The sequence below is a fragment of the Hyphococcus sp. genome (assembly GCF_965267305.1).
GTDB lineage: Bacteria > Pseudomonadota > Alphaproteobacteria > Caulobacterales > Parvularculaceae > Hyphococcus.
On the sequence record NZ_OZ253945.1, the window covers coordinates 1,456,772 to 1,476,614 of the forward strand.

Sequence of the window (19,843 nt, forward strand, 5' to 3'; positions counted from 1 at the left end):
GAGACGATCAGTCTTTCTTACCACGGCCGCCATGATGGCCGCGACGTTTCTGTTCGTCTTCACTGAGAACGCCGTTGCCGTCCTTGTCCATCTTGTCGAAGCGCTCCTGCGCCGCGTTGATGTATTCCGTCTTGTCGACGACGCCGTCGCCGTTCTTGTCCGGATTGCGGGCCTCGCGCCATTCCGCACGCTTGGCTTCATGGAACGCTTTCATCTCTTCTTTCGTCACGGCGCCGTCGCCATCCGCATCAGCGTCTTCAATGAACTGGGCGTGCTTTTCGGACATTTCGTCGGCGGTCAGAACGCCGTCGCCATTGACGTCCATGCGATCCCAGTGGCCAGACCAGCGGCCCTCTCCTTTGCCCTCGCCCGCCATCGCGCTCGCGGCGATCAGGGCTGCGCCCGCGGCGGCGATGGAGCCAATCATGAGTTTCTTCATAGGGGTTCCCTTTCCAGGTTTTTTCGCCTTCCAGCACCCCTTTAACGGGTCAGCGCCGGAAATCCGTCGCCAAACCCTGGATATGGCCCTGCTCCCCGACAAAGGCCTTGGCGAGGGCGCTTTCCACGGTCTCGAGCCGCGCCGCGGAAACCCGCCCATTCTGGTCAGAAGTGGAAATTTCATAGGTATTTCCAGCGCTTGCGGCATCCATATCGGCGAAGGCGATGACCCTTTTGCGGGCTGGCGACCAGGCGCAGCTTGTCAGCCGGCCTTGCGGCTTGCCGTCGCAGAAAACCGCCGCCCCGGGCGCGGCCTCTTCCGCGTCGATGGCGAAGGCCCGGAGCCTCCGCCGGGGCCGGCCCGCCAGTTCCTGCAGGGCGCGCCGGCCGTTGAACCAGCCTTTGTCGAGCGGCGCCAGGTGAGCGAGGCCCAGCTCTTCCGGCGTCCGCGGGCTCGCGCCCGCTTTCCCCGCCGGCATGAAGTCGAGGCCGGGGCGCGGCACCCCCGCTTCGAGCCGCAGGACCTCGAGCGCATCGAGCCCGATTGGCGCGCCAGCGCCGCGGCGCATGATCCGTTCCCAGATGGTCAGCGCCTCTTCTTTCGGAAAGATCAGTTCGACGCCGGGCATGGCGCCGAACTGAATCGGCCGCGCCGCGGTTTCAACACCGCGCAGGACGCCGGACGCGGCAATGGTTTCATTGACCGATTTCAACCCTGACGCGGAAAGAACGCCCGCGGTCTGCGGCCCGAAAACGCCGAGCGCCGCAACCTCGCCGGAAATGTCGCTCGGCTCCACATCCATGCCGCGCGAAGCGAGCGCGATATGGCGCGCATGGGGCGCCGGCAAGGTGAGAAGGAATAGGTCGTCGGAAAGGCGCGACACCTCCGCAAGATCGATGACGTAACCGGCGTCATTGAGCATCAGCCCACGCGCGCTTTCACCTACATGCAGAGACACCGCCGGCGCCGTTGTCAGACGCCCGAGAAACTCCGCCGCCTGACCGCCACGCACGGCATAGCGTGCAAGGGGTCCGAGATCGGCAAGCGCAGCGCCCGATTTCGCCGTTTCATATTCTCCGGAGACGGAGGAATAGACGCGCGCCGCCGTCCAGCCATTGACCGTGGTCCACAGATTCGCCTCGCTTTGCGTCGCCACAGCGGAAAAGAGCGGCGTCGGGCGCGGCGCGTCGGTGAAGAAATCTTCCGCAGGAAAAATCATGCCGCCCCTCTCTTATAGGCGCGGAGCGCCGCTTTGGCGGCGGCGCGGCCAGAGGCGCAGGAAAGCCCGGCGCCGATTTGCGCTTCCGGTCCGCAGAAATAAAATCCGCTGATGCGGGGGCTCCCGGTGACCGCCGCGGCGAGCGCCCATTGCTGCAGTATGCCTGGCTTTGCGGCATAGGCGCCGGCGCTGGCGCGCGCTGCTTGCGCCTCGTCGCACGCAAGCTTCAGATCACTGACCTCGATCCGGCCGGAGAAACCGGCCGCAAACATTTCGATGGAGTTGAGGATGGCGGAGCGAATGTCTTCGCGCCGCTTTTCATCGGGCGCTTCATCGAATGGCAAGGGATGCGCCATCACAGACATGATCTGCCGCTTGTCGAGCGCTGCGCCCTCATCGAGCGCCGCCGGGAAAATCGCCTCGACGATCAGGCGTTCGGGCACGCGGCCTGCGCGCGCCTCTATGAACGCTTTCGAGAGGGCTTCAGGCGGCGGTGCGTACAAAAGCCGGCGCATCATATTGCGCCGCGTCGCCTCGTCCTGCGCAACGCCTTTCAAAATGATCTGCATCCGTGCGGTCGAAATTTCCGGACGGCGCGACGTCAGGATACGTTGCAGCCCGATGTCGAGAACGCCGGGGCCGATCATTTTCTGGAACGCCTGTTCTGCGTCGATCGCCGCGATGACGATGGAGGCGCGCAACTGGCCGCCATCGGCGAGCACAACCCCGGCGACGCGGTCGCCTTCGATCAGGATCGACTTCACCGGCGAGGCGGCGCGAACGTCGACTTTCGCGGCCTGGGCTGCGCGGCGCAGCGCGTCGATAACCGAGACGGCGCCGCCTTTGGGATAGGCCGCCGCGCCCTGAAGCCCCGCGGCCTCGCCCGCATAACGGCGCAGAAGCGACATGAAACTGAACGGCTCATGCGGCGCGGCGGCGGAGCGAAAAGAAGCCTCGGCCAGCAGCAAGGTGCGAAGCTGGCCGTCATCGAAACGCGCGCGCAGGACGTCATCGGCGGTTGCATAAAGATAACGCTGAATGCGCGCCGCCATTTCCGGCGGCGCCTGACCGATGGCTTTTTCGAGCGCGCGCTGCTGATTGCCGCCGGCGCCGGCATATCCGCCGCCGTTGAAGGCGGGGCGCAGGAAAGCCGCGGTTTCCAGAACGTCGCCCATGAATGCTTCAAGGGCTTCGCGGTCGCTGTCGTCGTCGAGATTGAGAAGCGCCGCCTGCGTCAGATCGCCGTCGAAACGCAAGACGGCGCCGTTGTCAAAAAAGTACGTCGTGTCGAGGCGGCGCGCCGCAAACTCCACGCCGTGACGATAGAGATCGAGTTCGGCGATGACCTCAGGATCGAGCACGGTGATGAGATGTTCGCCGTCTACGCCCTCGACGCCCGGCGCGATTTCGCGTGCGGCGACGCGCCCGCCGATTTCAGGACCGGCGCCCACCAGCACCGTGCGCAAGCCCGCCTTGCCGAGATAAGCGCTCGCCGCAAGCCCGTCGGCGCCAGCGCCGATGACGACGGCGTCGATGCCGCCCTCGATGCGATGGGCGCTCTTGTTCTCATTCTTGGCGTCGAGCGGATTATTCATCGCCGGCCATCACCTTGTCGATGAGTTTCACCGCCGCCGAGATGGCGTTGTGGCGATGGGGCTGAACGATGACGCGCCCGCAATTGGCGAAGGGAGACGCGGCGGAAGGCGGCGCCGACAGTTCCGTTTCCGTGCGTTTGATAAGCGAGGCGAAGCCCGGCATGCGGCTCGACAGTCTTTCCCGGATGATGGAGGCTGCGGCCTGACGGTCCTGTCCGGTCCAGCCGCGCCATTCGCCGTCTTCATAAAAGGCTGCGGGAAGATAGGCCGACCGCGCGATGATTTCGCCTTTGCCGGAAAATTCGAACTCCACAGGCATGCGGTCGTAAAGACGCCCTTCAATGGCCGCATCACGCGCTGCTTGAATGTCGCCGCCTTCGTCGATCACCTGGAAAATCGCGCCCGGCTCGCCCAGCGGCGGCTCTGCGCCTTCGCTCAGTTTGAACCGCACGGCGAACTCCGCATTTGCGCTATGCCCCAACCCGCCGCGCACATTCCCGACGCCCCATTGGCGCGCGGCGGCGGGGCTCGCAAAGAAGATATGCTTCACTTTGATTTTATCTTCGCCTTCGAACGCCACCTGCACGAACTTGCCGTTGGCGAGCGCCTCAACCGGCTTCTTGTGCGTCGTCTCAACGCCTGCGTCCTGACAAACCTGTTCAAGCACCGCCGACAAGGCGGCGCCGCCCCGTGGCGCGCGCACGCGCCACGCATCCGCGTCGGCGAATTCGGCGAGCGCCTGCGCAGAGCCGGCCTCTTTGTCGCCCCAGCCGCCGGCGCCGAGCGCATGGGCCGCAAGATGCGCGCGCAGCCGGCCGTCGGAAAAATAATCGGTCAGCATCTCTTCGCACGACCCGAAGAGCCGCGCCGCGTGTTCGAGTTGCGCGGGGTCCGACAGCAGCGCTGCGAACGCCTTGATATCCGGGGCGCCGTTTTTTTCATAACCGGCCGGCGCGTATGGCGGCGGCGCCGAAAGCGACGTCATGTCATCCAGAAAATCGCGCCAGAGCAAATGATCGGGCGAGCCTTTTTCCGCGAGTTTTTCCGTTGTCTCGCGCGCGCTGGCGTAAGTCGCGACCGGCGCACCGTCTTTCAGCAGCGTAATCCGCGCGCTGACGGGCTCCAGCGCCAGATCGTAATCCTGCAATTCAAGGCGCCGCCAGACGAAATTCGCAATGGCGGGCGCAGCGGCGCAGCTTCGCTTTTTCCGGTCGGCGCTGGTCAGCAGCGCGACCCTTGCATGGGCCTTTGCCGCAGCGGCGGCGGCCGCAAGGCTTGCCTCGTCATCGCCGATGACCAGAAAATCAAACTGCCCGTTCATGCTTCCGCGCGAACCTTCCCATTGCCTCCCCGGCCGTTTACGCTGGCCGGGCGCGCCGCTCGCCGACAATCATGGTAAACAGGCCGGACGTCTGCGCCGCCAAATGCAGCAATTTCCGTTCCGCGTTTACAATCGAATCTTCTCCGCATACGGACGCCATCCGCGCACATAAAGCCTCACCCGCTTTATCGGGCGAAAACAGCCCGCCCAGCGCCGCCCGGCTCGCCTGCAACACCGCTTCAAAGACCCCGTGCGCCGCCATTAACTTTTCCGCGTCTTCCTGCGCCAGTTCGCCCCTCTTCGCAAACCAGGGGAGCGCCTTGGCGACCGCGCGGGGCGGGCGTTCCGCGCCGCCCGAGCTCGCGAGGGTGAGCACCTGACAGATGAACGCAATATCCGTCAGACCCCCCATCATATTCTTAACGTCCCACGGTCCAGCCGGACGTTTCGCCTCGTCGAGACGCGCCCGCATGGCGGCGGCGTCGGCGCGGATTTCCGACCGGTCGCGCGGACGGCAAAGAATAGCGGCGATCTCCTCCTCGACCGTTGCGGCGAGGGAGGCGTCAGGACCGATGACCCGCGCCTTCACCAGCGCCATCGTCTCCCAGGTCCAAGCCTCCTCGGCGTAATAGCGCCGGAAGGCGGCGAGACTCACCGCCGCGGGGCCCGCCTTACCCGAGGGCCGGAGTTGCATGTCGACTTCGTAAAGCGACCCCTCCTCCGTCGCGGCGGAGAGCGCGGTGACGCAGCGGCGCACCAGCCGGGTGAAATACTCCACGGCGCCGAGAGAGCGCGCCCCGTCAGACTGCGCATCAGGCGGCGCATCGTAAATGAACATGAGATCGATATCGGACGTCGCGGTCATTTCCCCGGCGCCGAGGCGCCCGAGCCCCACCACCACGAACTCGCCGTCAATGACGCCGTGCTGGCTGCGCATCTCCTCGATGGTCGCATCGACCAGCACGCGGATGGACGCGTCAGCGATCGCCGTGAAATGCCGCGACGCCACTCCTGCGGGCAGCATGCCGACAGCGAGCTGCGCTGTGATCTGGAACTTCTCTTCGCCCGCCCAGCGGCGCACTGCGTTGAGCACGCCTTCATAGTCGCGCGCCCTTTCGGCTATCTCGCGGCAAGCCGGTTCATACGTCTCAATATCGGGCGGCGGTTCCGACCAGCGATTGTCGAGAAGCCGCTCCACAAGATTGAGATGTTTTGAAAACTCGCGACCAAGATAAGGCGAAATCGTCATGATGCGAATAAGCGCGTCGAAGATTTCAAGGTTGTTAAGAAGCAGCGAAAAAACCTGAACGCCCGCGGGCAGACGCGCCAGAAAATCCTCAAAGGCGAAAAACGCTTCATCGGACGCGTCGCCCGCCTTGGCGAGGGCCTCAAGCAACGGCGGCACGAGCTTGGTCAAAAGCACGCGCGAACGTTCGGTGCGCGTGGCGCGCAGGCCGCCCTTGTGCCAGCGCATGATGGCGGCGCTCACTTCGGGCGCACGGTGAAAGCCGAGCCTTTCCAGCGTCTCCATGGTCGCCGGATGCGGCTCGACGCCCGTAAACACAAGCGGCCCCAGCCGCGATTCCGGATCGTCCGCGGTTTCAAACAAGGCGTCATAGCGCGCGCCCACCTCTTCCAGCGTGGAGATCAGCTTCGTGCGGAAATCGCCGGCGGCGGCAGCGCCGGTGAAGATGGCGACGCGGTCGATGTCTTCTTTGGCGGCGGGAATGCGATGGGTCTGTTCGTCATTCACCATCTGCAGCCGGTGCTCCACATGGCGAAGATAGAGATAGGCCTCGCTCAACGCGTCGCGATCCGCCGCTTCGATGGCGCCCGCCTCCGTAAGCGCCGACAGCGCATCGAGTGTTGCGCGCTGACGCAAACTTTCATCCTTGCCGCCGAGAATGAGCTGCTGCGTCTGCGCATAGAATTCGATCTCGCGGATGCCGCCGCGGCCAAGCTTGACGTCGTGGCCTTCAAACGCGATCTCGCCGCCGCCTTTGGCGCTGTGCATCTGGCGCTTCACCGCATGCACGTCCTCAATGGCGGCGAAGTCGAGATATTTGCGCCAGATGAAAGGCCGGAGCGTTCTTAAAAATTCTTCGCCAAGCGCGATGTCGCCGGCGCATGGCCGCGCCTTGATGAAGGCCATCCGCTCCCAGTTCTGGCCGAAAGCCTCGTAATAGGATTCTGCCGCGCTCACCGTCACAGCGAGCGCCGTCACGCCCGGATCGGGGCGAAGACGTAAATCCGTACGGAAGACATAGCCGTCCGCCGTCTGCGTCTGCATCAGGTTGATGACGTCGCGCGTCACCGCGACGGCGTGTTTTTGCGCCAGGTGCCGGTCGTCAAATCCCATGCGGCCCGGATCGAACAGCACAACGAGATCGACGTCGCTCGAATAATTGAGTTCGAAGGCGCCGTGCTTGCCCATGGCGAGAATGACGAGCCCTTGCGCGCTTTCGAGAGGCGAGCGGGCGATGGCGCCCGCAAGCGCGCCTTCGATGGCGGCGTCGGCGAATTCCGAGAGAGCTTTGGTCGTCTGCATGACGCCCCAGGCGCCGCCGATGTCGCTTAATGCAATCAGCAGCGCCGCTTCCTGCTTGGCGAGGCGCAGCGCTTTGATCTGTTCATCGGGGCTCTCCAACAAGGCGGCGTTCTGCGCATCCTTGATGACGCGGGACAGCGTTTCCTCCGGCGGCGCCGCGAAGAGCGCCGTGAGATCGGCTTTCCTCTTCAGCGCGAGACGGCGCAGATAAGGCGAACACCCCGCGGCGCCTTTGAGAAGTTCCTGCGCGGCCTCTGGAAGGGCTGAAAAATCCGCGCCCGCCTCTTCGGCGAAATGCTCCGCCGCTTCCCGGTCATACGCATCCGGTGCGCCGGCGATGATGTCCGAAAGGCGTTTCATAATATGCAAAATGCCACTGGCGCGGTTAAAAAATCTAGCGAAAAGAACTGCAAAGCCAATCGATAGAAGAAATTGATACGGATCAATTTCTGCCTAACAGCCCGCCGCTTCTTTCAAGGCCGAGGACGGGCGAAAGCGCAAGGACCGCGACGCCTTGATCTCGATTTCCTCGCCAGTGCGCGGATTACGGCCCGTGCGCGCGGGCCGTTTGGAAATCGTAAAGGTGCCGAATGTCCCGATCGTATATTTGCCGTCCTTGCGCGCGCGCTTGAGGCCGTTTTCAATTTCGCCGAAGACGAGCTCAACCACGCGCTTGGCTTCGGCATTGGTCAGACCGCCGGCTTCCGCGACATTGGCGATGAATTCAGCTTTGCTCATGGGTCTCCTTTCAGGTGGGTGATGGTCAGTCCGCCAGCGCGAAGGTCATGACGATGCGCAAGCCGCAGCCGTCGTCGTTTTTGTGTTTGAGTCCGTCCTGCAGCTCAAGCGTCGCGCCATGAGCGCGGGCAATGGCGGAAACAAGCGACAGGCCGAGACCGGAGCCCGGGGTCGAACGGCTTTGTTCGAGGCGCACGAAACGTTCAAGCACGCGGTCCCGATTCTCCGGCGGGACGCCCGGTCCGTCATCGGCGACGGACAGCATGGCGCCGCCGTCTTTGGCGGGGCCGACTTTCAGTTCGATGCGCGTGCCGCCCTCGGCGTATTTCAACGCATTGTCGAGGAAGTTGGCGATCGCCTGGCTGACAAGTTCGCGCGAGCCTTTGACGGGCGGGGTCGGCGCGGTGATGAAGTTGAAATCGAAGCCGGCATCCTGCGCCGCCGGTTCGTAAAGCTCCGCCATCTCCTCGGCGATGGCGACGATGTCGATGGGCGCCATGGCGCCGGCGCCCTCGCCCGACTGGATGCGCGCAATGGAGAGGAGCGCATTGAACGTCGCCAGCATTTTCTCCGTATCGTCGATGGTCGCGCGCAACGCCTCTTCCTTCGAGGCGCTATCGCCGTCGACCGCAGCATTGAGACGGTTCCGCATGCGCGTCAAAGGCGAGCGCAGATCGTGGGCGATATTATCGGAAACCTCGCGCATCCCCGCCATCAGCCGTTCGATCTGGTCGAGCATGGCGTTGAGGTTGCGGCCGAGATCGTCGAGTTCGTCGCCCGCGCCGGTCGTCGGGATGCGCTGGGAAAGATCGCCGCCGCGGATCGCCCGCGCCGTTTTGTTGACGACTTCGACACGCCGTAACAGCGAGCGCGAAAAGATGAGCCCCACGACAACGCCGAGAGCAATGGTCACCATGGCGGCGCGCATGACGACGCTTTGCGAGCGCTGGCGGAGGAATTCGCGGCTCGCCACATCGCGCGCGACGACGACAAGATAAGATTGCTCGGCTTCGGGCGATGCGCGGAAGCGCATCATCTTGCCCCGGGCCTCACGCTGCTGGATGCCGATCTCGCGGCCCGCCGCATCGAGCAGCGGCTTTTCGAATTTGAAGTTGAAGAAATCTCCCTCGGCGGTCAGCGCTTCCGGCGGCAGCGCGGTGAGGTTCCCCGCCAGCACTGCGCCCGACGGCGCCCCGATGAGCATATAGATGGCGTCGTCCGACCACGCTGTGCGCTGGCGGATGACGCGGGTGAGCATCCCAGAACCGCTGGTCGAAAAAAGGTCCGCTAGAACACCGATCTCGCTGTCGATGACATCGTCTGTTTGTTTCGCCGCCTCGCCGAAAGTGGCGTTGTAAAGATAGGCGCCGAGAAGCGCCACCGCGCCCGCAAAAAGCACGACATAGATCAGCGTGAAGCGGAAAGATGTCGTGCGGAGAATGCGGAGCATGGAAGTCCTAGTCGGCGTCGGAGAGCCGGTATCCCGCACCGCGGATGGTTTTCAGAAGCGGTTTGTCGAAGTCCTTGTCGATCTTCGCGCGCAGACGGGAGATGTGAACGTCGATCACATTGGTCTGCGGATCGAAGTGATATTCCCACACATTCTCAAGCAGCATGGTGCGCGTCACCACTTGGCCTGCATGGCGCATGAGATATTCGAGCAGCCGGAACTCCCGCGGCTGAAGATCGATCTTGCGTTCGGCGCGGCGCACCGTGCGCGTTAAGACGTCGAGCTCGAGATCGCCGACCTTGAAGCGGGTCGTCACTTCCTGAGGGCCAGTGGCGCGGCGCCGGCCCAGCGCCTCGATGCGCGCCAGCAATTCCGAAAACGCGTAGGGCTTCACCAGATAATCGTCACCGCCAGCCTTGAGGCCCGACACCCGGTCGTCGACCTCGCCCAGCGCCGACAGAAACAGGGCCGGCGTGACATCGCCGTCGCCGCGGCGGTTGGAGAGAAGCGACAGCCCGTCCATTTTCGGCAGCATGCGGTCGATCACATAAGCGTCGTACCCGCCCGCTGTCGCCATGTTGAGGCCGCTCTCGCCGTCGAGGGCGTGGTCCACCACATGTCCCGCCTCGCGCAGGCCCTTGGCGACATAGGCCGCCGCCTCCGCATCGTCTTCAACCAATAAAATTCGCATGGGGCCACCTTAGCCTGATTTCACTAGATGCAAAACGGCGGCGCCGCCGGGATGCGGGAGCGCCGCCGGAAAACTCATCACGGGCGCTAGTCGTCGAGCGACAGGGCGCCGAACTGGCGGTTCTGTCCAAGCTGCATGCGCAACAGGACCGCATCCTTGCCGGCCTTCTTGGCGTTCGAAATTTTCGAGCGCAGATCGTCGCCGGACCGCACCTGTTCGCCATCAAGCTGTAGAATGACAACGCCGGGCGCAAGCCCTGCATCCTCTGCTGGGCTGCCGGGGCGCACCGCCGTCACCACAACGCCGTTGACGCTGTCCGGGACACGAAACTGCTGGCGCAACGTGTCGTTAAGATCGGCGACGCGCACACCCACATCCGCCGCAAGGCTGTCATTGTCATTGGACGGAACATCATTGTTCGCCAGTTCGGTTTCCGCATCGCGCTGGCCGAGGGTCACCTTGATATTGCGGATCTTGCCGTCGCGCTGAACTTTGAGATCGACTTTTTCGCCGGGCGGATAAGAGGCGACGCGGCGCGAGAGCTCGTTGGCGCTCGTCACATCGGCGCCGGCGATGCCGAGAATGACGTCGCCATCCTGAAGCCCGGCTTTCTGCGCGGGCGTGCCGTCGATGACATCGGCGACAAGGACGCCGCCTTTTTTATCGAGACCGATAGCCGCGGCGATTTCCGTCGTCACTTCCTGAAGCTGAATGCCGAGCCAGCCGCGGGTGACGGAGCCATTGGCGATCAGTTGCGCCACGGTTTCCTTGGCGACCCGGGCCGGGATCGCAAAACCGATGCCGACGCTGGCGCCGGTCGGCGAATAGATCGCGGTGTTTACACCGACGACGCGGCCTTTCAGGTCGAAGGTCGGGCCGCCGGAATTGCCGCGGTTGATGGGTGCGTCGATCTGGATGAAATCGAGATACTGGTTCTCGCGGTTCTGACCGCCGATGGCCGAAACGATGCCGCTCGTCACCGTGCCGCCGAGACCGAAGGGATTGCCCACCGCGACGACCCAGTCGCCGACCCGCAGATTCACATCATCCGCGAAGTCTACATAAGGCTGGTTCGACAGCGGCTTCACTTTAAGGACGGCGAGATCGGTGAGTGGATCCGTCCCGACGACTTCCGCGTCCACTTCATCGCCATTGGCGAGACGAATGCGCACGGAGTCGGCGTCTTCCACCACATGATTGTTGGTGACGACATGCCCTTCGCGATCAATGAAGAAACCGGAGCCTTGCGCCTCCATGCGGCGAACGCCCTCATCACCGAAACCGTCGGAATCGCCGGGACCGTCATTTTCAGGCGTGCCGAAACGGAAATTGAAAAACTCTTCAAGTCCGCTCGGCAGGTTGCGGCGCATGTCGACTTCGCGCTCGACGAGAACACTCACCACCGCCGGGCTGACGCGCTCGACGAGATCGGCGAATGAAAGGGTGCCGTCGGCGGCGAGCGGCGGCGCCATCAGGCGCGGCGCCTGCGCCTGCGCGCCCGTAAAGCCGATGCTCCCTGCGCTGAGCGCAAGGGCGGCGGCGCTTGCTGCAAGAACGCCGGCGCGGTGAAGTTTTGACTTTCGGAAATACTGTGTCGTCAACGTCATGATCCTTCTTTGCCTTTTCATCGGAAGCGCGCCCCGCTTCAATTGACCATAGTGTAATTAATATTGACGGGGGTGCGGCGAAAGCGTTCCCCCGACATTAAAAATTGTTAAAAATATCAAGCGATTCGGGAGTTTACGGTTACTCCTTCGGTCAGCATGCGGTGAACCGGGCATTTATCGGCGATTTCGAGAAGCCGGGCGCGCTGCGCCTCGTCGAGATCGCCTTCCACGCGCAGTTCCTTTTCCAGCACTTTGGGGGCGTGAGAGTCGCCCGCCTCTCCACGGCGGATGCGGATTTCCACCGCCCGGACGTCCCATTTCTTGCGGCGGGCATACATCTTGATGGTCATGACGCCGCAGGCGGCGAGCGCGCCCTCAAGCGTGCGGGTCGGATTGGGGCCAAGACCGGAGCCGCCGTCCTCGGCGCCCGCATCGATTAGCATGGGATGGCCGTCAATGGACAGCGCCACAGCCAGAGGCTCGCCATCGACCGTGCGGGCGAGCGCCCCGCCCAGATAAGGCTGCGCCATCGAGGTCGCCAGCGCATGGGGCGCGGCGCCGATATAGCGCCCGGCCCAGGCGGCGAGCACCGAGGCGGCGTAGCGCGCATCGTCCGGGTCCGATAAAAGGTGATCCGCGGTGTCGAGGCTGACAAAGCTTTTCGGATGTTTCGCGGCCACGAAAATCCGCGTGGCGTTATCGACGCCGACAGTTTGATCCAGCGGCGCATGCATGATGAGCAGCGGTTTCTTCAGTTTCGCCGCGCAGGCAAGGACATCCTGTCTTTCGAGATCGTCGAGAAACTGTTTCTTGATGGTGAAGGGCCGGCCGGCGAGCTTCACCGTCGCAACGCCTTTCTTTTCGATTTCCTCGCGATGTTCGGCGATCTGCATGGCGACATGATCGGCTTCCGCCGGCGCGCCGATGGTCGCAACGCCTTTCACTTCCGGAATGCGCGTCGCCGCGACAATCGCCGCCGCGCCGCCGAGGGAGTGACCAATCAGGATCGACGGCGCTTCATAAGTCTCGCGCAGGAAATCCGCCGCCGCGACAAGATCGTCCACATTGGAGGAGAAATTGGTGTTGGCGAAGTCGCCTTCCGATGCGCCGAGCCCGGTGAAATCGAAGCGCATCACCGCGAAGCCTTCGGCCCGCAGCGCCCGCGCAATCTCGCGGGCCGCCTTGATGTCTTTCGAGCAGGAAAAACAATGCGCGAAAAGCGCATAGGCGCGCGGTTTCGACGGCAGGTCGAGCGCCGCGGCGAGTGTTTCGCCGCCGGCGGTTTTGAATTCGGTTTTGGTGGTTTCGCCGGTCATGAGCTCCTCAGGGATTCGGGACTGGGGATCAGGCAAGCATACCAGTCCCCAATGCTGAATACCTAATCCCTAAACCGTCACCGCTGCAGCCGCGGCGCGATCACGGATCAGCCCCGCCTGATCACGATCGAGCAAGGGGTCGATGACCGACATGGTCTGCTCAAGCAGCGTTCGCGCGGCCGCGCGGTCAGCGCCTTCTGCGGCGCGGATTTCCGCCACGAGATCGTTGGCGTAGGTGAGCGCGTGTTTCGAGGCGTCTTCAAGCACTTTTTCAGCAAGCCCCGGATCGGCCCCGAGACGGCGCGCGCCCGCCGGCGCCTCGACGAGGAGCGCCACGGCCGTCCTGGCGTCGGCGAGGACGCCAGGCGCCACGGTTCTCGAATAATCGGGTCTTGGCGCCGCGAGCCGGCTCGACCCGCGGGAGTCCCGAACCGGCAGGGCGGCGCGCATGGCGGCGAGCGCCTGCTCCACGAACCGCGCATGGGCTTCGCCCGCAATGTCGCGGCAGGCTTCGATGCGGTTCAAAAAGACATTGTCGCCGGCCTTCTGCGCATGGCGCGCAAGGCCGTCCGCATAGTCGATGAACCAGCCGAGGCGCGCTTTGGCGCTCTGTACGTCGAGATCGCCGCCCCCGGCTTTTTCAAGCGCCCGGGCGATGGCTTCCAAGTCTTCAAAAAGGCTTTCGGGAAGCGCCATCACGGTTTCCCGCGCCGGCATCAGCCGCTCATCAGCGCTCTGCGCGAGATGATAATAAACGCCGAGCGCGCGCCAGGGCGCTTCGAGCCGGCCTTTCAGCGCCAAGAGGAGATAGCCCGCAATCGACGGTGATTGTTCGTAGACGGAGAGAAAGAGCTGACGGAGATCGTAAATCTGTTCTTCGTTGAGCGACGGAGAATGCGACGGCACGACGACGCGCAGCGTGCGCAAGGCTTCCGCGGCCTCCATCAGATGCCGGATCTCGCCGAAATCGGCGAGCGCGTCTTCGCCGCCAAGAGCTTCTTGCAAGCTCGCCCGCGCCGCTTCACTCTCCTTGACCCGCGCGGCGAGGCGCGACAGCCCCGCCTCCGCCGAAAGGAAAAGCGAGCGCTCAAGCTGCTTCACATCGCCATCGCCGCGATAGGCGTCGTCAAGCGCGGCGGCGGCCATGGCGGTCTCGGTCAGCGCGGGGTCGGTCATCATCACCCGCCAGATGGGATCGAGCGAGGTGCGCGCGATTTGCGCCCTGCGCTTCTTGCCGCTCCTTATGCTGATGAAAAAATCCTCGAAGGGCTCGAAGAAAGTCCGCTTGGCGGTCGGGCGCCGTACAGGCGTTGCGCCGCGTTCGCGCAGCTTGCGCCGCAAATCGTCGAGGAGCGCGTCATGGGGCAGGCCTTTTCCGCCAGCTTCGCGGTCGGCCTCGATGGCGGCAAACAGCTTCACCGCCGCCGCAACCGGAAGCTCGCCCAGAAAGGCGCCCAGGCGTTCGCGTTTGCGTTGTGACAGTCCCATGATACTCGCTCGGCCCGGTTGCCTGATCCACCGCTTAACCGGAGCCGACCCCGCCTTCAATCGTCCTTACTCGTACGATTGAACCACCGCCCGGTCAAATGCGCTGGTTAAGAAAGCCCGCCGGAAAGATCAGGCGCCTGCGTAATCCTTGCGCCCCTTCTGGTCTGCACCCTTCCATTTCTTGACGAATTCTTCGAGATCCTTGTCGCCCCCTTCGGGCAGGACGATTTTCAACTTCACATACTGATCGCCCGCGCCCCCGGACTTTTTCGGCGCGCCCCGGCCCTTGAGGCGCAGCACCGTTCCGGAGCTCGAATTTTTCGGCACATTGACGGAGACGTCGCCCGCAATCGTCGGCGCGGTGATCTTGCCGCCGAGCACGGCTTCCTTAAGCGTAATCGGCGATTCGATATGGATGTCGTCGCCCTTGCGCTCGAACAGCGGGTGCGTCTTAACCTTCACTTCCACATAGACATCGCCGGGACCGCCGGCGCCTTTTTCACCCTGGCCTTTGAGACGCAGGGTCTGGCCGTCTTCGAGCCCCGCCGGAATGGCGAGGTCGAGGGTCTTGCCGTCAGGCATGGTGACGCGTTTCTTCGCGCCGTTGACGGCGTCGAGAAAGTCGACCTCGAGGCGATAGCGCACATCGCGGCCCCGCGACGGCGCGCTGTGTTGCGCGCGCGCCTGACGCGCGCCGAAAATGTCGGAGAAAATGTCAGAGAGATCTTCGAACGAGGCGCCCGCGCCGGGACCGCCGCCCGGACCCGATGAATAGGTGCGCTGACCGGCGCCCGCGCCTTCGCGCTGGGTCCATTGATGGAACGGGTTCGGACGTTCGCGCCCGTCATCGTCGATCTCGCCGCGGTCGTATTTCTTGCGCCGTTCGGAATCGCCGAGAATGTCGAAGGCCGCGGAGACTTCCTTGAACTTGTCTTCGGCCTTTTTATCGTCCGGATTGCGGTCGGGATGGTATTTCTTGGCGAGCTGACGGAAGGCGGAGCGGATCTCCGCGTCCGTCGCCTTCGGGCTGAGGCCCAGCACAATATAAGGGTTCCGCGCCATAGGCCCGTTAAGTCCCTGTTAAACCTTTCCAATAGGGCGCAATTCGCCCCGCCGCGATAGAGATAGGTGATTTTCCCCGGAAATGAAGAGTTTAGCGTTAATTTAGAGGGGGAGAATTTAGCAGTCCCGGGGGCGGGGCGGCTGGCGGGGCTTCTTGGGCCGGTGTAAAGAGGCCCGTCTTTATACAGGGCGCTTCCATGGACCGCGTAATGCCGGGCGTTCGCCGCAGATCGGCCGTCTCCATGAGCGGCATCCTCCTCGTTCTTGCGGTCGCCACAGGCGTCCTGGCCTGGTTTCTGATCGCAGCTCCGGTCATTACATTTGCGGCCGCGAAAAATCATGCGGCACATTTCGGCTTCGTCTACGCCCATATGATCGGCGGCACGCTGATGCTGTTTCTCGGCGCGGCCAATCTTTATGTGGGCGCATCGCGGCGGTTTTTCCGCTGGCACCGGCAGATCGGTTATCTCTATCTCGGCGGCGGAACGCTGGCGGCATCGAGCGCCATTTATCTCGCTTTGGCGCCGGTGCATGCGGAAACGCCGGGCTTCGCCATCGATCTTCTCGCCGTCAGCGATGTGAGCTGGTCCCTCGCCATGCTCGGCTCGGCGTGGCTCGCCGCAGCCGCACTCGCCTTCCGGGCCGCGCGCAACAAGCGGTTCGACCAGCACAGGCAATGGATGATCCGTTCTTACGTGCTGACCTGGTCCTTTGTCCTCTGCCGCCTGCTGGCGACCCAGCCCGCCATGGCCTCGCTCGGAGACGGCTCGGCGGCGGTCTGGCTTTCCTGGATCGTGCCGATTTTCCTCTGCGAAATCGCGCTGCAGTGGAAAGCCGGGGCCCGTGTCGCGCCCCGCGCCTGAAGGACTTGCGGCGAGCGGTTCGGGAAAAGGGGCGGCCCGATGCGGCGGGCGCTTTGGGCCTGGCGCGAATATGCGGTAGACGGAGAACCCATAATGACCGGAGCATCCTTGATGAACAAACACTTCGCCGCCTTGCTCGCCCCGCTCGCCTTCCTGCCGGGATGCCAGCCGAAACAAGCGGCTGAGCCCGCCGACGCCGGCGCCGAAGTGAACACCGTCGCCGACGAGTATATGGCGGCGATCGTGGAGGTTGCGCCCTTCGTCATTCTCTATTCCGGTCTCGGCGCCGATGTGGCGATCCCGAATGACGCCTTCGACGATATTTCGCCCGACGCCTATGCCGCTTTCGAGACAAAGGAAGACGCCCTCGCCGCGCGCCTCGACCGGATCGATCCGACGGCGCTCGAGCGCGCCGACTGGGTCACCTATGAAACGGTGAAGGAATATATCGCGTCGAGCCGCGGCGCCCGCGTCTGCCATCAGTCCTGGCAGAGCCTCAATCACATGTTCGGCTGGCAGAACTCGCTGCCGATCATCGCCTCCATGCAAGCGATGGAAACCGAAGAAGAGCGCGAAGACGCGCTCGCCCGCTGGGAAAAGCTTCCCGCCTATATCGCGCAGGACAAGGCCAATCTCGAACGCGGTCTCGCCGAAGGCTACACCGTGCCGAAGCGCGTCGCGAACCGCGTTCTGGCGCAGCTCGACTCGCTGCTTGAAACGCCGGCGGAAAACTCGCCCTTCATCGCCTTCGCCGCGAACGGCGATGACGATTTCAAGGCCGCCGCGACGGCGCTTACCGCAGATAAGATCAATCCGGCGATCGCCGATTACCGCGCGTTTCTGAACGACACATACATACCCGCCGCGCGCGACTCTCTGGCGATCACCGCCAACCCCGACGGCGCCGAATGCTACGAGGCGCTGCTGCGGGTGTTTCACGGCGCGCCCATTGGCGCGAAGAAAACCTATGAGCGCGGACAGGAAACCGTCGCCGCGAACACCCAGGCTGTGATAGAGCGCGGGCGCGAACTCTTCGGCGTGGAGGACTTCGCCGACATTCTCGAGCGCACGAAGACCGCGCCGGGCAACCGGTTTCAGAGCGAACAGGACGTCATCGACTACACCCGCGCCCTCGTTCCTGTGACGAAAGAGAAGTCGGCGCCGTTCTTTTCGAAACTGCCCGAGCAGGAAATGATCGTAGAACCCTACGCCGATTACCTCAAAGGCACCGGGCAATCCTCGCGCTATGAAACAACGCCCCCGTCGCAGGGCCCCGCCACCTATCGCATCAACACCGACGAATGGGCGACGCAAACCAAAGGCGAAGCGCAGATCGTCGCCGTGCATGAAGGCTGGCCCGGCCACCATCTTCAGATCGCCACCGCCTACGCCGTCGAGGGATTGCACCCCATCGTGCAACTGTTGAGCTCGACATCTTACGTCGAAGGCTGGGCGCGGTATTCCGAAGCGCTCTCCGAAGAGGCTGGCATTTACGACACGCGCTATGGCGAAATCTCGCGCCGCGCCTGGCCCGCGCGCGGCATGGTGATGGACCCGGGTTTGCATGTCTACGGATGGACGGAACAACAGGTGAAAGACTTCGCCATCGAAAGCGGCCGCTTCGACGAGAAAAGCGCCGAAGCGCTCCTCGACCGCATCGCCGTCATTCCGGGGCAACTGACAGCCTATGACACGGGCGGACTTGAAATCTTCGCGCTGCGCGAAGAAGCCGAAACCCGCCTCGGCGACAAATTCGACACCCGCGAATTCCACAACCGCATCCTCGAAAACGGCGCCGTTCCCCTTGGCGCCATGCGAAGCCATGTGGAGGCGTGGATTGAGGAAGTGGAACGCTCCTGATTACGGGCCGGTTTGCGTCGGCGTTAGCAGCGAGAGAAACCGCGCCGCTAACGCCGCGTCGTAGCGCTCCGACACGAGCTCTGCGCAATCATCGGCATAGCCCGCCCGCCCGGGCCAAAACATTCCGGCCTTGTCGGCCTTCACCGCCTCCACACCGGACGCGCGGATTTGGGCATCCAGCTTTTCGATACGGCCGAGTTCCGCATCCACATCTTCAGGCGCCCACAACGGCGACCCGTAGCCCTCCAGCGAAATTTCAATTGAAAACTCGCCGCGGCGCTCCAGAAGATATTTCAGCGCCAGATTGCGGTTCTCATCGTCCTCATCCCCGTAAAGAAAGCAACGAAGTTCGATCCGGTCGATATCGGCGATGTCGGCGTGTTTTGTCTCCAGCGTATAGTAAGGGGAACGCAGGATGCCGTCGATATGGACGACCTGAAACCAGCGAACATCGAGGACCAGCATGACCGCGGCGATTACGCCAAGAAAAAGAGTGGTCTTGTACACATATCCTTGCCTCTCGAGAAATGCCGCGCGAAGGAATTCTAAAGGTGAAAATTCCTCATGGATATGCAGTCGGCGCAATCTGACAAAACGCGCAACGATAAGTGCGTACTCGGAAAGTTGACGTCCGCTGGAACTCAGGCTGTTCCACCCGGTTTTGACGTGCAGATATTCGCCGAAGCCCGTGATACGGGCGCCTGCATACTGCGCCAATGACCAGGCGGCGGCTATCCCAAACAAGAAGAAAGAAATCGCGCCGCCAATATAGGCTGGACCATTCCAGACGATTACGTCGAGGTCGTCGAGTTCATAAACAAAAACGTTCTCAACATAAAAATCTTCGGCCAAGATCGCCGCCCACGGAAAACCCATAAAGCTCGCGAACAAAACCCCAAGAAAAAAAATGTAGGTGAAGCGCGGCGCCCACCCGTGGGACTTATTTTCCAGATAATCGGTCAGAGCATCCATTGCAGTATGAATATACCTCTGCTCTGCGTGGCTGAGCGGCCGGTTCGCATCCGCTTCATGTTTCGCGTCATTTTGAGCCGCAATCGCCTGAAAGCCGAACTGGATGGCGAAAAATGCGCCATATATAGCGACGTAAATGAAGGCATAAGGCGCCGCCGATTCGGCGATAGACCTGATTGCGTTTCCGGCCTGCCCGAGATCAACCTCCGCGCCTTCAACAATGACGCTCTCAAGCAAGCCCAAATATAAGTACATCAGACCCGTGACAATGACGCCAAGCGGCGCCAAGAGCCCGAGCAGCAAAATGACGCCTGTGATTCCGTCGCCAGACGGCGCCTCAATTTTTCCGTAATCTTCGCCTACAAGGAAATCGGAGTCGTTCTCTTCATATGGCGCAATCTCTTCTTCCTGCTCTTCGGGTTTGTTTTTGTCTTGCAATAATCCTTGTGCGATTTGTGCGAGCGAACCGACGCCAAAGCTCAGCGCCCACAACAGCTCCTCCCTGCCTGACAAAGCTGCGGCGCCTGCGAGCCAGAAATTGACGATAGTCAACAAGGTGACGAAAGAAGCGCCCCATACGCTGTTCGCCTTTGATCGGGCGACAAGGAGAGAAACGACGCCCGTCAGCACAAAATGGAACTGCACAAGATGGTAGCTGTCGGTGTTCGACGCCT

General features: G+C 62.9%; 15 protein-coding genes. 2 read left to right on the forward strand and 13 right to left on the reverse strand.

All coding sequences use genetic code 11. From position 1 onward, the window contains the following. Positions 1–7: 7 nt before the first annotated feature. From ACQY5P_RS06850 to ACQY5P_RS06905, 12 genes are all read right to left on the reverse strand, one after another. Entirely contained in the window at positions 8–439 is a 432-nt protein-coding gene (locus ACQY5P_RS06850) for an EF-hand domain-containing protein (RefSeq protein ID WP_428409990.1), read from the reverse strand. A gap of 49 nt (positions 440–488) precedes the next feature. Further along, on the reverse strand, positions 489–1,658 hold the full coding sequence (locus tag ACQY5P_RS06855) for a glycine cleavage T C-terminal barrel domain-containing protein (RefSeq protein WP_428409991.1): 1,170 nt from the start codon (positions 1,656–1,658) through the stop codon (positions 489–491). Beyond that, positions 1,655–3,253, reverse strand: a complete 1,599-nt coding sequence (locus ACQY5P_RS06860; RefSeq protein WP_428409992.1) for a phytoene desaturase family protein — start codon at positions 3,251–3,253, stop codon at positions 1,655–1,657. The genes ACQY5P_RS06855 and ACQY5P_RS06860 overlap by 4 nt, the downstream gene beginning before the upstream one ends. Continuing rightward, complete coding sequence (locus ACQY5P_RS06865) at positions 3,246–4,574, reverse strand: hypothetical protein (protein ID WP_428409993.1); 1,329 nt, start codon at positions 4,572–4,574, stop codon at positions 3,246–3,248. Before ACQY5P_RS06865 ends, ACQY5P_RS06860 begins: the two co-directional genes overlap by 8 nt. Before the next feature lie 37 nt (positions 4,575–4,611). Further along, positions 4,612–7,482, reverse strand: a complete 2,871-nt coding sequence (locus ACQY5P_RS06870; protein WP_428409994.1) for a bifunctional [glutamine synthetase] adenylyltransferase/[glutamine synthetase]-adenylyl-L-tyrosine phosphorylase — start codon at positions 7,480–7,482, stop codon at positions 4,612–4,614. A 93-nt stretch (positions 7,483–7,575) separates the two neighbouring features. After that, complete coding sequence (locus ACQY5P_RS06875) at positions 7,576–7,860, reverse strand: HU family DNA-binding protein (protein ID WP_428409995.1); 285 nt, start codon at positions 7,858–7,860, stop codon at positions 7,576–7,578. Between the two features lie 25 nt (positions 7,861–7,885). Beyond that, positions 7,886–9,310: an ATP-binding protein gene (locus ACQY5P_RS06880; protein ID WP_428409996.1), complete on the reverse strand. Its 1,425-nt coding sequence runs from the start codon at positions 9,308–9,310 to the stop codon at positions 7,886–7,888. Positions 9,311–9,317: 7 nt separating this feature from the next. Continuing rightward, the gene (locus ACQY5P_RS06885) at positions 9,318–10,001 is read right to left on the reverse strand and encodes a response regulator transcription factor (RefSeq protein ID WP_428409997.1); all 684 of its coding nucleotides are present in this window, start codon (positions 9,999–10,001) and stop codon (positions 9,318–9,320) included. 86 nt (positions 10,002–10,087) lie between these two features. Continuing rightward, complete coding sequence (locus ACQY5P_RS06890; RefSeq protein ID WP_428409998.1) at positions 10,088–11,608, reverse strand: Do family serine endopeptidase; 1,521 nt, start codon at positions 11,606–11,608, stop codon at positions 10,088–10,090. A 116-nt stretch (positions 11,609–11,724) separates the two neighbouring features. After that, entirely contained in the window at positions 11,725–12,924 is a 1,200-nt protein-coding gene (locus ACQY5P_RS06895) for a bifunctional alpha/beta hydrolase/OsmC family protein (protein WP_428409999.1), read from the reverse strand. A gap of 69 nt (positions 12,925–12,993) precedes the next feature. Then, on the reverse strand, positions 12,994–14,412 hold the full coding sequence (locus ACQY5P_RS06900) for a hypothetical protein (RefSeq protein ID WP_428410000.1): 1,419 nt from the start codon (positions 14,410–14,412) through the stop codon (positions 12,994–12,996). Positions 14,413–14,541: 129 nt separating this feature from the next. After that, positions 14,542–15,474, reverse strand: a complete 933-nt coding sequence (locus tag ACQY5P_RS06905; protein ID WP_428410001.1) for a DnaJ C-terminal domain-containing protein — start codon at positions 15,472–15,474, stop codon at positions 14,542–14,544. A gap of 197 nt (positions 15,475–15,671) precedes the next feature. Here ACQY5P_RS06905 and ACQY5P_RS06910 point away from each other — a divergent pair, with 197 nt between their 5' ends. Beyond that, complete coding sequence (locus tag ACQY5P_RS06910; protein ID WP_428410002.1) at positions 15,672–16,337, forward strand: DUF2306 domain-containing protein; 666 nt, start codon at positions 15,672–15,674, stop codon at positions 16,335–16,337. A gap of 93 nt (positions 16,338–16,430) precedes the next feature. Next, complete coding sequence (locus ACQY5P_RS06915) at positions 16,431–18,197, forward strand: DUF885 domain-containing protein (protein WP_428410003.1); 1,767 nt, start codon at positions 16,431–16,433, stop codon at positions 18,195–18,197. Here ACQY5P_RS06915 and ACQY5P_RS06920 read toward each other — a convergent pair whose 3' ends face one another. Continuing rightward, a complete protein-coding gene (locus ACQY5P_RS06920; protein ID WP_428410004.1) occupies positions 18,198–19,457 on the reverse strand; it encodes a hypothetical protein in 1,260 nt (419 codons plus the stop codon). Between the last annotated feature and the right edge of the window lie 386 nt (positions 19,458–19,843).

What these genes read in the sequence shown, in the direction of transcription:
- ACQY5P_RS06885 (WP_428409997.1), bottom strand. Translation starts at nt 10,001, where the DNA reads ATGCGAATTTTATTGGTTGAAGACGATGCGGAGGCGGCGGCCTATGTC.
- ACQY5P_RS06915 (WP_428410003.1), top strand. Translation starts at nt 16,431, where the DNA reads ATGACCGGAGCATCCTTGATGAACAAACACTTCGCCGCCTTGCTCGCC.
- ACQY5P_RS06850 (WP_428409990.1), bottom strand. Translation starts at nt 439, where the DNA reads ATGAAGAAACTCATGATTGGCTCCATCGCCGCCGCGGGCGCAGCCCTG.
- ACQY5P_RS06870 (WP_428409994.1), bottom strand. Translation starts at nt 7,482, where the DNA reads ATGAAACGCCTTTCGGACATCATCGCCGGCGCACCGGATGCGTATGAC.
- ACQY5P_RS06905 (WP_428410001.1), bottom strand. Translation starts at nt 15,474, where the DNA reads ATGGCGCGGAACCCTTATATTGTGCTGGGCCTCAGCCCGAAGGCGACG.
- ACQY5P_RS06900 (WP_428410000.1), bottom strand. Translation starts at nt 14,412, where the DNA reads ATGGGACTGTCACAACGCAAACGCGAACGCCTGGGCGCCTTTCTGGGC.
- ACQY5P_RS06865 (WP_428409993.1), bottom strand. Translation starts at nt 4,574, where the DNA reads ATGAACGGGCAGTTTGATTTTCTGGTCATCGGCGATGACGAGGCAAGC.
- ACQY5P_RS06860 (WP_428409992.1), bottom strand. Translation starts at nt 3,253, where the DNA reads ATGAATAATCCGCTCGACGCCAAGAATGAGAACAAGAGCGCCCATCGC.
- ACQY5P_RS06910 (WP_428410002.1), top strand. Translation starts at nt 15,672, where the DNA reads ATGGACCGCGTAATGCCGGGCGTTCGCCGCAGATCGGCCGTCTCCATG.
- ACQY5P_RS06895 (WP_428409999.1), bottom strand. Translation starts at nt 12,924, where the DNA reads ATGACCGGCGAAACCACCAAAACCGAATTCAAAACCGCCGGCGGCGAA.
- ACQY5P_RS06875 (WP_428409995.1), bottom strand. Translation starts at nt 7,860, where the DNA reads ATGAGCAAAGCTGAATTCATCGCCAATGTCGCGGAAGCCGGCGGTCTG.
- ACQY5P_RS06880 (WP_428409996.1), bottom strand. Translation starts at nt 9,310, where the DNA reads ATGCTCCGCATTCTCCGCACGACATCTTTCCGCTTCACGCTGATCTAT.
- ACQY5P_RS06855 (WP_428409991.1), bottom strand. Translation starts at nt 1,658, where the DNA reads ATGATTTTTCCTGCGGAAGATTTCTTCACCGACGCGCCGCGCCCGACG.
- ACQY5P_RS06890 (WP_428409998.1), bottom strand. Translation starts at nt 11,608, where the DNA reads ATGACGTTGACGACACAGTATTTCCGAAAGTCAAAACTTCACCGCGCC.